Source organism: Vibrio sp. Isolate33 (assembly GCF_022397895.1).
In the GTDB taxonomy this organism is placed as follows: domain Bacteria; phylum Pseudomonadota; class Gammaproteobacteria; order Enterobacterales; family Vibrionaceae; genus Vibrio; species Vibrio pomeroyi.
On record NZ_JAKEUP010000005.1, the window covers coordinates 1 to 13,251 of the forward strand.

The 13,251-nt window shown below is 45.6% G+C and carries 11 protein-coding genes; 8 read left to right on the forward strand and 3 right to left on the reverse strand.

The window, feature by feature from the left end; genetic code table 11:
• Window positions 1–172 precede the first annotated feature (172 nt).
• Window positions 173–1,462 (reverse strand): citrate synthase, encoded by a 1,290-nt coding sequence (locus L1D37_RS09995; RefSeq protein ID WP_132969351.1) that lies wholly within the window; start codon window positions 1,460–1,462, stop codon window positions 173–175.
• A 416-nt stretch (window positions 1,463–1,878) separates the two neighbouring features.
• Between L1D37_RS09995 and sdhC the strand changes: the two genes are divergently transcribed.
• The 8 genes from sdhC to sucD all read left to right on the forward strand — a co-directional run bounded on the left by sdhC (window position 1,879) and on the right by sucD (window position 11,494).
• A complete protein-coding gene (gene sdhC, locus L1D37_RS10000) occupies window positions 1,879–2,271 on the forward strand; it encodes a succinate dehydrogenase cytochrome b556 subunit (protein ID WP_010436766.1) in 393 nt (130 codons plus the stop codon).
• Entirely contained in the window at window positions 2,265–2,612 is a 348-nt protein-coding gene (gene sdhD, locus L1D37_RS10005; RefSeq protein WP_010436768.1) for a succinate dehydrogenase, hydrophobic membrane anchor protein, read from the forward strand. The genes sdhC and sdhD overlap by 7 nt, the downstream gene beginning before the upstream one ends.
• On the forward strand, window positions 2,613–4,379 hold the full coding sequence (gene sdhA / locus L1D37_RS10010) for a succinate dehydrogenase flavoprotein subunit (RefSeq protein WP_019820485.1): 1,767 nt from the start codon (window positions 2,613–2,615) through the stop codon (window positions 4,377–4,379).
• A 12-nt stretch (window positions 4,380–4,391) separates the two neighbouring features.
• On the forward strand, window positions 4,392–5,105 hold the full coding sequence (locus L1D37_RS10015; protein WP_010436773.1) for a succinate dehydrogenase iron-sulfur subunit: 714 nt from the start codon (window positions 4,392–4,394) through the stop codon (window positions 5,103–5,105).
• A 97-nt stretch (window positions 5,106–5,202) separates the two neighbouring features.
• Window positions 5,203–8,019 carry a 2-oxoglutarate dehydrogenase E1 component gene (sucA, locus tag L1D37_RS10020; protein WP_017630648.1) on the forward strand — a complete coding sequence of 939 codons (2,817 nt, stop codon included), beginning with the start codon at window positions 5,203–5,205 and terminating at the stop codon, window positions 8,017–8,019.
• A gap of 21 nt (window positions 8,020–8,040) precedes the next feature.
• Window positions 8,041–9,249, forward strand: coding sequence for a 2-oxoglutarate dehydrogenase complex dihydrolipoyllysine-residue succinyltransferase (gene odhB, locus L1D37_RS10025; RefSeq protein ID WP_017056410.1), 1,209 nt, complete (start codon window positions 8,041–8,043; stop codon window positions 9,247–9,249).
• A gap of 206 nt (window positions 9,250–9,455) precedes the next feature.
• Window positions 9,456–10,622: an ADP-forming succinate--CoA ligase subunit beta gene (gene sucC / locus L1D37_RS10030; protein ID WP_010436793.1), complete on the forward strand. Its 1,167-nt coding sequence runs from the start codon at window positions 9,456–9,458 to the stop codon at window positions 10,620–10,622.
• Entirely contained in the window at window positions 10,622–11,494 is an 873-nt protein-coding gene (gene sucD, locus L1D37_RS10035) for a succinate--CoA ligase subunit alpha (protein WP_004734209.1), read from the forward strand. The genes sucC and sucD overlap by 1 nt, the downstream gene beginning before the upstream one ends.
• A 132-nt stretch (window positions 11,495–11,626) precedes the next feature.
• Here the strand turns inward: sucD and znuB are convergent, their stop codons facing one another.
• The gene (gene znuB, locus L1D37_RS10040) at window positions 11,627–12,412 is read right to left on the reverse strand and encodes a zinc ABC transporter permease subunit ZnuB (RefSeq protein WP_239847826.1); all 786 of its coding nucleotides are present in this window, start codon (window positions 12,410–12,412) and stop codon (window positions 11,627–11,629) included.
• Complete coding sequence (gene znuC, locus L1D37_RS10045; protein ID WP_010436800.1) at window positions 12,412–13,194, reverse strand: zinc ABC transporter ATP-binding protein ZnuC; 783 nt, start codon at window positions 13,192–13,194, stop codon at window positions 12,412–12,414. The genes znuB and znuC overlap by 1 nt, the downstream gene beginning before the upstream one ends.
• Window positions 13,195–13,251 lie beyond the last annotated feature (57 nt).

Consider the following 13,251-nt stretch of genomic DNA (forward strand, 5'->3'; position numbering starts at 1 on the left):
GAAGTCATTCGACGATATGTACGGCACCAAGACAAGCAGGACATAGAGTATGAACAACAACTGCAGTTATTGAAGAACTGATAGCGCGGACGCCCCCTTCTAGGGGGTTATAAAGCAAAACCGCCTTCTAAGAAGGCGGATATTTTTTTCGATTAGAAAATCTGAAACTTTACTATTCGCGCTCGTGTAGAGCTTGGAAATCACGCTGCTCTTGACCAGTGTACAACTGACGAGGACGACCGATACGGTTTGTCGGATCGCTGTGCATTTCGTTCCAGTGTGCAATCCAACCGATAGTACGAGACATCGCGAAGATTACAGTAAACATTGATACTGGAATACCGATTGCTTTCAGAATGATACCTGAGTAGAAATCTACGTTTGGGTATAGTTTCTTAGAAACAAAGTACTCATCAGACAGAGCGATACGCTCAAGTTCCATTGCTACGTCAAGTAGTGGATCTTGGATGTTTAGCTCTTTCAGTACTTCGTGACACGCTTCGCGCATTACCGTTGCACGTGGATCGTAGTTCTTGTAAACACGGTGACCGAAGCCCATCAAACGGAATGGGTCATCTTTGTCTTTTGCTTTCGCAACGTATTCTTCAATGTTATCTACGCTACCGATCTCTTCAAGCATACGTAGACAAGCTTCGTTTGCACCGCCGTGAGCTGGCCCCCAAAGTGATGCGATACCTGCTGCGATACACGCAAACGGGTTAGCACCAGATGAACCAGATAGACGTACAGTAGACGTTGAAGCATTCTGTTCGTGATCAGCGTGTAGTGTGAAGATTTTATCCATTGCACGAGCAACAATAGGGTTCACTTCGTACTCTTCACATGGGTTTGCAAACATCATGTGTAAGAAGTTTTCTGCGTAGCCTAGGTCGTTACGTGGGTAGATAAACGGCTGACCGATTGAATATTTGTAACACATTGCTGCCAGTGTCGGCATTTTTGAAATTAGGCGGTAAGCCGCAATTTCACGGTGTGTATCGTTGTTGATATCAAGTGAGTCGTGGTAGAACGCTGCTAGAGCGCCTACAACACCACACATTACAGCCATAGGGTGAGCATCACGACGGAAGCCGTGGAAGAAACTAGCAATCTGCTCATGCACCATAGTGTGACGTGTCACGGTAGTCTTGAACTTTTCGTATTCAGCTCGAGATGGGGCTTCACCGTAAAGAAGTATGTAACATACCTCTAAGTAATCAGCGTTATTGGCAAGTTGGTCAATTGGATAACCACGGTGTAGAAGAATACCTTTTCCACCGTCAATAAAAGTGATTTGAGACTCACAAGATGCAGTGGCAAGAAAACCAGGGTCAAAAGTGAAAAAACCATTAGAACCTAGTGTACGAACATCGATCACTGGAGTACCAAGTACACCTTCCGTAATCGGCAGCTCGATTGGCGCTTGACCTTCAATGTGAAGGGTAGCTTTCTTATCCGCCATAACAATCTCCTTTGTTTATTATTAATCCGTCCAGGATGTTTATGTGCCATTTTTTTACTGGTCTTACGTGGGAAAGTCAATTTTTCTACAGCTTTGTGTGCACTTGTTAGTGTTTTTTACATTAAATTCGTTAAAAATCTGGTCTGTGTAGCATTATTTGTTACATCAATTGTATTAGAATGTTGCCAGCCGTATAGTGGCGCTGAAAAGTTTGGTTAAAACCTTATAAATGCAAGGCTAAGAAGAAATGTGAGGTGTCTTTCTTAATCTGGCAGTTAACAATTATTTTACAATTATCTAAGGCTCAACTTCAGTTATTTGTTAAGTTAATGTTAAATTTTGAAGGTTTGCGATCAAATTTTGTCCATAACAATATCATAAGGTTATTTAATGACCATAATGCTCAATGGAGCTGAGTGAGCAAGCCCGTGAAAGAAAGAAAGACAAGACCTGTTAATTTAGATTTACAGACCATCCACTTTCCTATCACTGCAATAGCTTCCATCCTACACCGTGTGTCTGGGGTGATAACTTTTGTCGCGATTGGAATTCTGCTTTGGTTACTATCCACTTCCCTCTCATCCCCAGTAGGCTTTATGGAAGCTAGCGACATTGTCGACGGTTTCTTCGTGAAGTTTATTCTGTGGGGCATTCTAACCGCTTTGGCTTACCACATTGCTGGTGGTATTCGTCACCTTCTTATGGACCTAGGTCACTTTGAAGAGCTGGAATCTGGCGCTAAGAGCGCTAAGGTTGCATTCGCAGCAACAGCGGTATTGTCTCTACTAGCGGGGATCTTAGTATGGTAAACAACGTTTCTACTTTTGGTCGTAATGGTGTTCATGATTATTTACTGATTCGTGCAACTGCCATCATTATGACTCTTTATACTATCTACCTAGTGAGCTTCTGTGCTTTCTCTGGTGATATCTCTTACGCATCTTGGACGCAATTCTTTGGTGGAACCTTCACTAAAGTCTTCACCATGTTAGCGCTTACTTCTGTTTTGGTTCACGCGTGGATCGGCCTATGGCAAGTACTAACTGACTACATCAAATGCGCAAAACTGCGTGTTGGTCTTCAAGTCGGTGTTGTTGCAGTTCTTCTTGGATATTTCTTCTCTGGTCTGTTTATTTTGTGGGGTGCGTAAGTGACTATTCCTGTTCGTGAGTTTGATGCCGTAGTTATCGGCGCTGGTGGTGCAGGTATGCGTGCCGCACTGCAAATTTCTGAGCAAGGCCTATCTTGTGCATTGCTTTCTAAAGTTTTTCCTACTCGTTCTCATACGGTTTCAGCACAAGGCGGCATCACTGTTGCTCTTGGTAACGCGCACGAAGACCATTGGGAACAACACATGTACGACACCGTTAAAGGTTCTGATTACATCGGTGACCAAGACGCTATCGAATACATGTGTAAAAACGGTCCTGAGTCGGTAATCGAACTTGAAAAAATGGGCCTGCCTTTCTCTCGCTTCGAGAATGGCACTATTTACCAACGTCCTTTCGGTGGTCAATCTAAAAACTTTGGTGGTGAGCAAGCGGCTCGTACCGCAGCTGCAGCCGACCGTACTGGTCACGCACTGCTTCACACGCTTTACCAACAAAACATTAAGCACAAAACGACGGTTTTCTCTGAGTGGTATGCACTGGATCTTGTTAAGAACGAAGACGGTGCAATCTTAGGTACAACCGCGCTTTGTATGGAAACGGGCGAAGTTTGTTACTTCAAAGCGAAGGCAACAATCCTTGCTACTGGTGGTGCTGGTCGTATCTACGCTTCGACAACTAACGCACACATCAATACTGGTGACGGTGTTGGTATGGCGATTCGTGCTGGCGTTCCAATGCAAGACATCGAAATGTGGCAGTTCCACCCAACGGGTATTGCTGGCGCAGGTGTATTGGTAACGGAAGGTTGTCGTGGTGAAGGTGGTTACCTTCTTAATAAAGATGGCGAACGCTTCATGGAACGTTACGCACCAAACGCTAAAGACTTAGCGGGTCGTGATGTTGTTGCTCGTTCAATGATGGTTGAAATCCGTGAGGGTCGCGGTTGCGATGGCCCTTGGGGTCCACACATCAAGCTTAAGCTTGATCACCTAGGTAAAGAGACACTTGAATCTCGTCTTCCTGGTGTATGTGAACTGTCTCGTACCTTTGCTCACGTTGATCCTGTAAAAGAGCCAATCCCAGTAATCCCAACATGTCACTACATGATGGGTGGTGTTCCAACACAAGTTTCTGGTCAAGCTATTAAGCAAACTGAAGATGGCACTGATGTTGAAATCCAAGGCCTATTTGCTTGTGGTGAAATCGCATCAGTATCAGTACACGGTGCAAACCGTCTAGGTGGTAACTCACTACTTGATTTGGTGGTATTTGGTCGTGCAACAGGTCTACACCTAGGTGAGACTCTGAAGAAGCAAGACGAAGCGAAACCAGCAACTGAAGCAGACATTGAGCGTTCTCTAGAGCGTTACAACCGTTGGGAAAACAGTACTGACGGTGAAGATCCAGCGCAAATCCGTAAAGATCTTCAACAATGTATGCAGAACAACTTCTCAGTATTCCGTGAAGGCAAAGCAATGGCTGAAGGCCTAGAAGAGCTTAAAGCGATTCGCGAGCGTCTGAAGAATGCACACTTATCTGACAAGTCGACAGAGTTCAACACTCAACGTATCGAGTGTCTAGAGCTTGAAAACCTGATGGAAACTGCATTCGCAACAGCGGTTGCTGCAAACTTCCGTACAGAGAGCCGTGGCGCACACGCTCGATTCGATTTCCCTGACCGTGATGATGAGCAATGGCTATGCCACTCTCTTTACAACCCAGAGTCAGAGAGCATGACTAAGCGTGGTGTAAACATGGAGCCTATCCATCGTGAAGCGTTCCCACCAAAAGCACGTACGTACTAAGGAGATATGACCATGAAACTGAATTTCTCTTTATACCGTTACAATCCAGATGTCGACCAGAAGCCTTATATGAAGGAATACACCCTAGAGGTGGATGAAGGTTCAGACATGATGCTTTTGGACGCGCTTATTCTGTTGAAAGAGCAAGATCCAACTATCTCATTCCGTCGCTCATGCCGTGAAGGTGTATGTGGTTCGGATGGTTTGAACATGAATGGTAAAAACGGTCTGGCGTGTATCACTCCATTATCTGCGCTTTCTGGCCAAGACAAGATTGTGATTCGTCCGCTGCCTGGTCTACCTGTTGTTCGTGACCTGATTGTAGACATGACTCAGTTCTACGATAACTACGAGAAAGTGAAGCCATTCTTAGTGTCTGATGGCAATGTACCACCGGCACGTGAAAACTTACAAAGCCCTGATGAGCGCGCGCACTTAGATGGATTGTACGAATGTATCATGTGTGCATGTTGTACTACATCTTGCCCATCGTTCTGGTGGAACCCTGACAAATTCATCGGACCAGCAGGCCTACTTGCAGCGTACCGTTGGCTAATTGATAGCCGAGATACAGCGACAGACGAACGTTTGTCCGATCTTGATGATGCATTTAGCGTTTTTCGTTGCCATGGCATCATGAATTGTGTAAGTGTTTGTCCTAAGGGATTAAATCCGACGAAAGCTATTGGTCACATCAAGACCATGTTGGTGAATCGTTCGGTTTAAGTTATATAAAAATTGCCGCCCTAGAAGTTTTGGGGCGGCCTTTTAATAGCTCGGCATAGACCGCAGCAAACGTGAAAACTACTGGTTAAGGGAAAATATGCACAACGGCGTGATGAAGGCATGGCTCGAGTCTTCACACTTGGCTGGCGCCAATGCAACGTACGTAGAAGAACTCTATGAACTGTATCTAAGTGACCCAGATTCGGTAAGTGACGAATGGAGAAGTGTTTTTGAAGAACTGCCTGTGCAAGCTTCAGAGACAGTGGAACAACCACACTCTCGTGTTCGTGAATACTTCCGTCGACTCGCTCAAGAAACAAAGCATTACAGTGTCCAAGTTAGTGATCCAGATGTCGATGCGAAACAAGTAAAGGTTCTGCAACTAATTAATGCTTATCGATTCCGAGGGCATCAATCAGCAAATCTAGACCCCCTAGGTTTATGGAAAAGAGATACAGTTGAAGAGCTGGATCCTTCTTTCCACACTCTTACCGAAGATGACCTCAATGAGACGTTTAACGTCGGTTCTTACGCGATTGGCCAAGAGACGATGGTGCTTAAAGATTTATACAAATCTCTAAAGCAGACTTATTGTGGTTCTATTGGTGCTGAATACATGCACATGACGAATACAGAGCAAAAGCGTTGGATTCAACAACGTTTAGAGTCTGTATCTGGTCAACCCTCTTTCAATAAAGAAGAAAAGCAAGCTTTCCTAGAAGAGCTAACTGCAGCTGAAGGTCTTGAGCGCTATCTTGGTGCTAAATTCCCAGGCGCAAAACGCTTCTCGTTGGAAGGTGGTGATGCGCTTATCCCAATGACGAAAGAAATTATTCGTCATGCTGGCGGACAAGGCATGCGTGAAGTTGTTGTTGGTATGGCTCACCGTGGTCGTCTAAACATGTTGGTCAACGTGCTTGGTAAAAAGCCACAAGACCTGTTTGACGAATTTGCGGGCAAGCACGATGACACGTGGGGTACTGGTGATGTGAAATACCACCAAGGCTTCTCTGCGGACTTCGCAACGCCAGGCGGCAACGTTCACTTAGCACTTGCATTTAACCCATCTCACTTAGAAATCGTAAACCCGGTAGTTATCGGTTCAGTACGTGCACGTCAAGATCGCCTTGGTGATAGTGACGGCAGCCGTGTACTTCCAATTACTATCCACGGTGACTCAGCTATCGCTGGTCAGGGTGTAGTACAAGAGACGTTTAACATGTCTCAAGCTCGTGGTTTCTGTGTAGGTGGTACGGTTCGTATCGTTGTAAACAACCAAGTTGGTTTTACAACGTCTAACCCACGCGATACTCGTTCTACGATGTACTGTACTGATATCGCGAAGATGGTTCAGGCTCCGATTTTCCACGTTAACTCTGATGATCCAGAAGCGGTTGCGTTCGTTGCGCGTCTTGCATTGGATTACCGTAATACGTTTAAGCGTGATGTTGTTATTGATTTGGTTTGTTACCGTCGCCACGGTCACAACGAAGCCGATGAGCCGAATGCAACACAGCCTTTGATGTACCAAAAAATCAAGAAGCATCCAACGCCACGTAAGCTTTACGCTGACGTGCTAATGGAGCGTGGTGAGTTTGGTATTGATACAGCAACTCAACTAGTTAACGAATATCGTGATGCACTTGATCACGGTGAAGTTGTGGTTAAAGAGTGGCGCCCAATGGCACTTCACTCTGTGGACTGGTCTCCTTACCTAGGTCACGACTGGAACATCGAATGGGATAACAAGATTGATATCGAGCGCCTGAAAGAGCTTGGTACCAAACTTTGCCAATACCCAGACAGCCATAAGCTGCAAAGCCGAGTTAATAAACTGTACAACGATCGTACTGCCATGGTGAATGGTGAGAAACAAGTCGATTGGGGTATGGCTGAAACTCTGGCTTACGCAACACTGGTAGATGACGGTAAGCGTATTCGTATCTCTGGCCAAGATTCTGGTCGTGGTACGTTCTTCCACCGTCACTCAGTACTGCACAACCAATCAGATGCAAGCACGTATGTTCCTCTTGCGAACATTCATGACAAGCAAGGGCCATTCCAAGTGTTTGACTCGGTATTGTCTGAAGAAGCGGTACTGGCATTTGAGTATGGTTACGCAACAGCAGAGCCAAGCGGTCTAACCCTTTGGGAAGCACAATTTGGTGACTTCGCAAACGGTGCACAAGTTGTTATCGACCAATTTATTTCGTCAGGTGAGCAAAAGTGGGCACGTCTATGTGGTTTAACTATGCTGCTTCCTCACGGTTATGAAGGTCAAGGCCCAGAGCACTCTTCTGCACGTCTTGAGCGTTACCTTCAGTTATGTGCTGAACAAAACATGCAGGTTGTTGTTCCTTCAACACCGGCTCAGGTTTACCACATGATTCGCCGTCAGGTTGTTCGACCAATGCGTCGTCCTCTGATCGTAATGTCACCTAAGTCATTGCTTCGTCACCCTCTGTGTACTTCTTCTTTGGAAGATTTGGCAGAAGGTACGTTCCAACCAGCTATCGCAGAAATCGATGATCTGGCTCCTGAGAACGTAAAACGCGTCGTGTTCTGTTCAGGTAAGGTTTACTTCGACCTACTTGACCAAAGACGTAAGAACGAGCAAGACGATGTCGCTATTGTGCGTATTGAGCAACTTTACCCGTTCCCTTACGAGGACGTGAGAGCTGCAATTGCACAGTACACGAATGTAGTCGATTACGTTTGGTGTCAAGAAGAGCCACAAAACCAAGGTGCTTGGTACAGTAGCCAACATAATTTCCGAGCTGCTATCCCAGTGGGTGCTGATATTCAATACGCAGGTCGTCCTGCATCAGCATCACCAGCTGTTGGCTATATGTCGGTACACTTGAAACAACAAAAAGCGTTAGTTGACGACGCTTTGACCCTACTTAAGAACTAGAAGTAAAAGGAAAATACGCACATGACAATTGAAATTCTGGTTCCAGATTTACCTGAATCTGTGGCTGATGCAACAGTTGCTACTTGGCACAAAAAACCGGGCGAAGCGGTTGCACGTGATGAAGTCATTGTAGATATCGAAACAGATAAAGTAGTTCTAGAAGTACCGGCTCCTGAAGCGGGTGTTCTGGAAGCTATCATCGAAGAAGAAGGTGCTACGGTACTTTCTAAACAGCTTCTGGCTAAAATCAAGCCGGGTGCTGTCGCTGGTGAACCAACGAAAGATACAACGGAAGATACGGAAGCTTCTCCTGACAAGCGCCACAAAGCGGCTCTTACAGAAGAGAACAACGACGCACTAAGCCCAGCTGTTCGTCGCTTGCTTGCAGAGCACAACCTACAACCAGCTGACGTTAAAGGCACTGGTGTTGGTGGTCGTATTACTCGTGAAGACATCGACGCACATCTAGCAGCAGCGAAAGCGGCTCCGGCAGCAGCATCTGCACCAGCAGTTGAAGCGCCAGCAGCAGCTCGTAGCCAAAAACGCGTACCTATGACTCGCCTACGTAAGACAGTTGCAAACCGTCTTCTAGAAGCGAAGAACAGCACAGCAATGCTGACTACTTTCAACGAAGTGAACATGAAGCCAATCATGGACCTTCGTAAGCAGTACAAAGACCAATTCGAGAAGCGTCACGACACGCGTCTTGGTTTCATGTCTTTCTATGTGAAAGCAGTAACAGAAGCGCTAAAACGTTTCCCAGAAGTGAACGCATCTATCGACGGTACAGATATCGTTTACCACAACTACTTCGACATCAGCATGGCAGTATCAACGCCACGTGGTCTAGTAACTCCAGTACTGAAAGACTGTGACACACTAGGTTTCGCTGACATCGAAAAAGGCATCAAAGAGCTAGCAATCAAAGGCCGTGACGGCAAGCTAACTGTGGATGAGCTGATGGGCGGTAACTTCACTATCACAAACGGTGGTGTATTTGGTTCTCTAATGTCTACGCCAATCATCAACCCGCCTCAAGCGGCAATCCTGGGTATGCACAAAATCCAAGATCGTCCAATGGCTGTTGATGGCAAGGTAGAGATTCTACCAATGATGTACCTAGCGCTTTCTTACGACCACCGTCTAATCGATGGCCGTGAATCAGTTGGCTTCCTAGTGACCATCAAAGAGCTATTAGAAGATCCTGCACGTCTGCTATTAGACGTTTAGTATCGCTAAAACGTCTAGTTAGCCCAGTTAGCTAGACGTAAAAAGTTTCAAAGGCTAGGCTGCTCAACGTCTGGCCTTCACTTGAACTGTAAAGCCATTAGAAAATGGACAGCAGTTTATTTGAGAAGACCCTACAGACGTAACACAGGAAACTGTGTCGTTATGGAAATAATAATCCCTTAAGGGAAAATAAACGGAATATCAAAATGAATTTGCATGAATACCAAGCCAAACAGCTGTTTGCAGAATTCGGTTTGCCTGTACCAGAAGGTTTCGCATGTGATACTGCACAAGAAGCTTTCGAAGCTGCAGGTCGTATCAGTACAGCCAAGAAAGTCGTTAAGTGTCAAGTACACGCTGGTGGCCGCGGTAAAGCGGGCGGCGTAGAGCTACATGACACGAAAGAAGGCGTTAAAGAGTTTGCACAAAAGTGGCTAGGCAAAAACCTAGTAACTTACCAAACAGACGCTAATGGTCAGCCTGTAACAAAGATCCTAGTTGAAGAAGCATCGAACATTGCTAACGAGCTTTACCTAGGTGCTGTTGTTGACCGTGCAACGCGCAAAATTGTATTCATGGCGTCAACTGAAGGCGGTGTGGACATTGAGAAAATCGCTGAAGAAACTCCAGAGTTGATTCACCAATCAGCGATCGATCCTCTAGTGGGCCCTCAAGCTTACCAAGGCCGTGAACTTGCGTTCAAACTTGGTCTAGTTGGCGATCAAATTAAACAGTTCGTTAAGATCTTCATGGGTCTTGGCCAAATGTTCTCTCAGTACGACCTAGCTCTACTAGAAATCAACCCGCTTGTAATTACTGGTGAAGGCAACCTGCTTTGTCTAGACGGCAAGATCAACATCGACTCAAACGCGATGTACCGTCAGCCTAAACTACGTGAAATGCACGATCCATCTCAAGAAGATGAGCGCGAAGCACACGCAGCACAGTGGGAACTGAACTACGTAGCACTAGATGGCAACGTTGGCTGTATGGTTAACGGTGCAGGCCTTGCGATGGGTACGATGGATATCGTAAACCTACACGGCGGCAAGCCAGCAAACTTCCTTGATGTAGGCGGCGGCGCGACAAAAGAACGTGTAGCTGAAGCATTCAAGATCATCCTTTCTGATGACAATGTTAAAGCAGTACTAGTAAACATCTTCGGTGGTATCGTTCGTTGTGACATGATCGCTGAAGGTATTATCGGTGCGGTTAAAGAAGTTGGCGTAACAGTTCCTGTAGTTGTTCGTCTAGAAGGTACTAACGCAGACCTAGGTCGCGAAGTACTTGCTAATTCTGATGTTGATATCATTGCAGCTGAATCTCTAACAGATGCTGCTCAGAAAGTTGTTGCTGCTGCGGAGGCTAAATAATGTCTGTATTAATTAACAAAGACACTAAAGTAATCTGTCAGGGTTTCACTGGCGGTCAAGGTACATTCCACTCAGATCAAGCTATCGCATACGGTACGCAAATGGTTGGTGGTGTTTCACCTGGTAAAGGTGGTCAAACTCACCTAGGCCTTCCAGTATTCAACACAGTACGTGAAGCTGTAGAAGTAACTGGCGCAACAGCAACAGTTATCTATGTACCAGCTCCTTTCTGTAAAGATGCAATCCTAGAAGCGATTGATGCAGGTATCGAACTGATCGTAACGATCACTGAAGGTATCCCTACAACAGATATGATCGACGTTAAAGTGAAGCTAGAAGAAACTGGCGTTCGCATGATCGGCCCTAACTGTCCAGGTCTTATCACTCCAGATGAGTGTAAGATCGGTATTATGCCTGGTCATATCCACAAGAAGGGTAAAGTAGGTATCGTATCTCGTTCAGGTACTCTGACGTACGAAGCAGTTAAGCAAACAACAGATGAAGGCTTTGGTCAGTCTACATGTGTTGGTATCGGTGGTGACCCAATCCCAGGTTCAAACTTCATTGATATCCTAAAACTTTTCCAAGAAGACCCAGAGACTGAAGCAATCGTAATGATTGGTGAAATCGGTGGTACTGCGGAAGAAGAAGCGGCTGAGTTCATCAAAGCGAACGTAACTAAGCCAGTTGTTTCTTACATCGCTGGTGTTACTGCTCCTCCGGGTAAACGTATGGGCCACGCAGGCGCAATCATCTCTGGCGGTAAAGGCACTGCTGAAGATAAATTCGCAGCACTAGAAGCAGCAGGCGTTAAGACAGTTAAGTCTCTTGCTGACATCGGTAAAGGCCTACGTGAAATCACAGGTTGGTAATCAGCTAACTTTTATCGATTGAGATAGAAGCTAACTAACTGAATGATATTAAAAAGGCTTGGTCACTGACCAAGCCTTTTTTGTATGTCTTCAATGATACGAGATACGAGATACGAGATACGAATCGTATGATTACGCTCGGGTCTTCACCATTTGAGATAGCATAAACATCGCAGCTGCACTGATAACCACAGAAGGGCCTGCAGGCGTGTCATAGAACCAAGACAAGCTTAATCCACCGAATACAGAGATAGAGCCAATAATCGATGCTAGAAACGCCATCTGCTCAGGGGTCTTGGAGAACTTCCTTGCCGTTGCTGCAGGAATAATCAGTAGCGATGTCATGATTAATGCACCCACAAACTTCATACCAACAGCGATCACGATACCAACAAGCAGCATCAAAATCAGACGCATTAAATCAATGTTTATACCGTCAACAGCCGCGAGATCTTCGTTAACCGTCGTTGATAATAGTGGTCGCCAAAAGATAGCCAGTACCAGTCCAATTACAGCGGCACCCGCATATATGAACACTAAATCCATCGGAGATACCGCCAGCAAGTCACCAAATAGGTAGCTCATCAGATCAACACGAACATTATCTAAGAAGCTGACAGCAACCAAACCAAGTGATAGTGCACTGTGCGCCAAAATACCGAGTAGGGTATCGGTCGCGACCAGCTTTTGTTTTTGCAATGTCACGAGCAAGACAGCCAACATCAAACAACAGATCAGTAAGGCGAAGTACAAGTTAATGTTGAACAGGAAGCCTAGCGCTAAGCCCATTAGAGAGGCGTGTGCAAGGGTGTCACCAAAGTAAGCCATCTTGCGCCACACCACGAACGAACCCAGCGGGCCAGCAATAAGAGCAATGCCTAAGCCTGCAAGAATAGAAGGTAGAAGAAACTCAAGCATTAGTGGTGATGTCCGTGTTTATGGTTGGAGCAGTCGTGCACATCCCCAGAAACTGGCTGGCCTGCCAAGTCATGGTGATGGTGGTCATGTTGGTGGTGGTAGAAAGCCAAGCTTTCTTGAACCGCAGTACCGAACAGCGCGATATAAGAAGGGTGATGTTTAATATCAGCCGGTGCACCCGAACAGCAGATATGGTGATGCAAACAGATCACATCGTCTGTTTTTGCCATCACTAAATGCAAGTCGTGTGAAACCATAAACACAGCGCAACCAAAGCGGTGACGAATGGAATCGATCAGATCGTAAAGATCGATTTGGCCTTGTACATCAACACCTTGTGCGGGTTCATCAAGAACGAGCAGGTCGGGTCTTTTCAATAGAGATCGAGCGATCAGCACTCGTTGGTTTTCGCCACCAGACAGTTGATGCATATTACTTTTCATCAGGTGTTCAGCGCCCACTAGCATCAAAGATTCTAGAATTTCTTGTTTACTGAATTTTCCGGTGAGCTTAAGAAAACGTTCTACATTGAGAGGCAGAGAGTCGTTCAGCTTTAGCTTTTGTGGAACATAACCAATTTTTAGTTTTTTTGATTTGGTGATCTTTCCGGAATATTTGTTCTGGAGCCCAAGTAGTACCTTAACTAAGGTTGATTTCCCCGCTCCATTTGGCCCAATTAGGGTAGTGATTCTGCCACGCTCTAAATTTAGAGAGATGTTGTCTAAAACTTTTCGACCGTCAAATTCGACGCTCACAGAATCTAGTTGGATTAAGTTATCCATGAATAGAACTCATTTGCAATTCGCTAATGTTATAATGTAACATTTACCTCAAGCCTA

Excerpts from the sequence above, each read along its gene's own strand:
- L1D37_RS09995 (WP_132969351.1), bottom strand. The coding sequence starts at position 1,462 with ATGGCGGATAAGAAAGCTACCCTTCACATTGAAGGTCAAGCGCCAATC.
- sdhD (WP_010436768.1), top strand. The coding sequence starts at position 2,265 with ATGGTAAACAACGTTTCTACTTTTGGTCGTAATGGTGTTCATGATTAT.
- L1D37_RS10015 (WP_010436773.1), top strand. The coding sequence starts at position 4,392 with ATGAAACTGAATTTCTCTTTATACCGTTACAATCCAGATGTCGACCAG.
- sucA (WP_017630648.1), top strand. The coding sequence starts at position 5,203 with ATGCACAACGGCGTGATGAAGGCATGGCTCGAGTCTTCACACTTGGCT.
- odhB (WP_017056410.1), top strand. The coding sequence starts at position 8,041 with ATGACAATTGAAATTCTGGTTCCAGATTTACCTGAATCTGTGGCTGAT.
- sucC (WP_010436793.1), top strand. The coding sequence starts at position 9,456 with ATGAATTTGCATGAATACCAAGCCAAACAGCTGTTTGCAGAATTCGGT.
- sucD (WP_004734209.1), top strand. The coding sequence starts at position 10,622 with ATGTCTGTATTAATTAACAAAGACACTAAAGTAATCTGTCAGGGTTTC.
- znuB (WP_239847826.1), bottom strand. The coding sequence starts at position 12,412 with ATGCTTGAGTTTCTTCTACCTTCTATTCTTGCAGGCTTAGGCATTGCT.
- znuC (WP_010436800.1), bottom strand. The coding sequence starts at position 13,194 with ATGGATAACTTAATCCAACTAGATTCTGTGAGCGTCGAATTTGACGGT.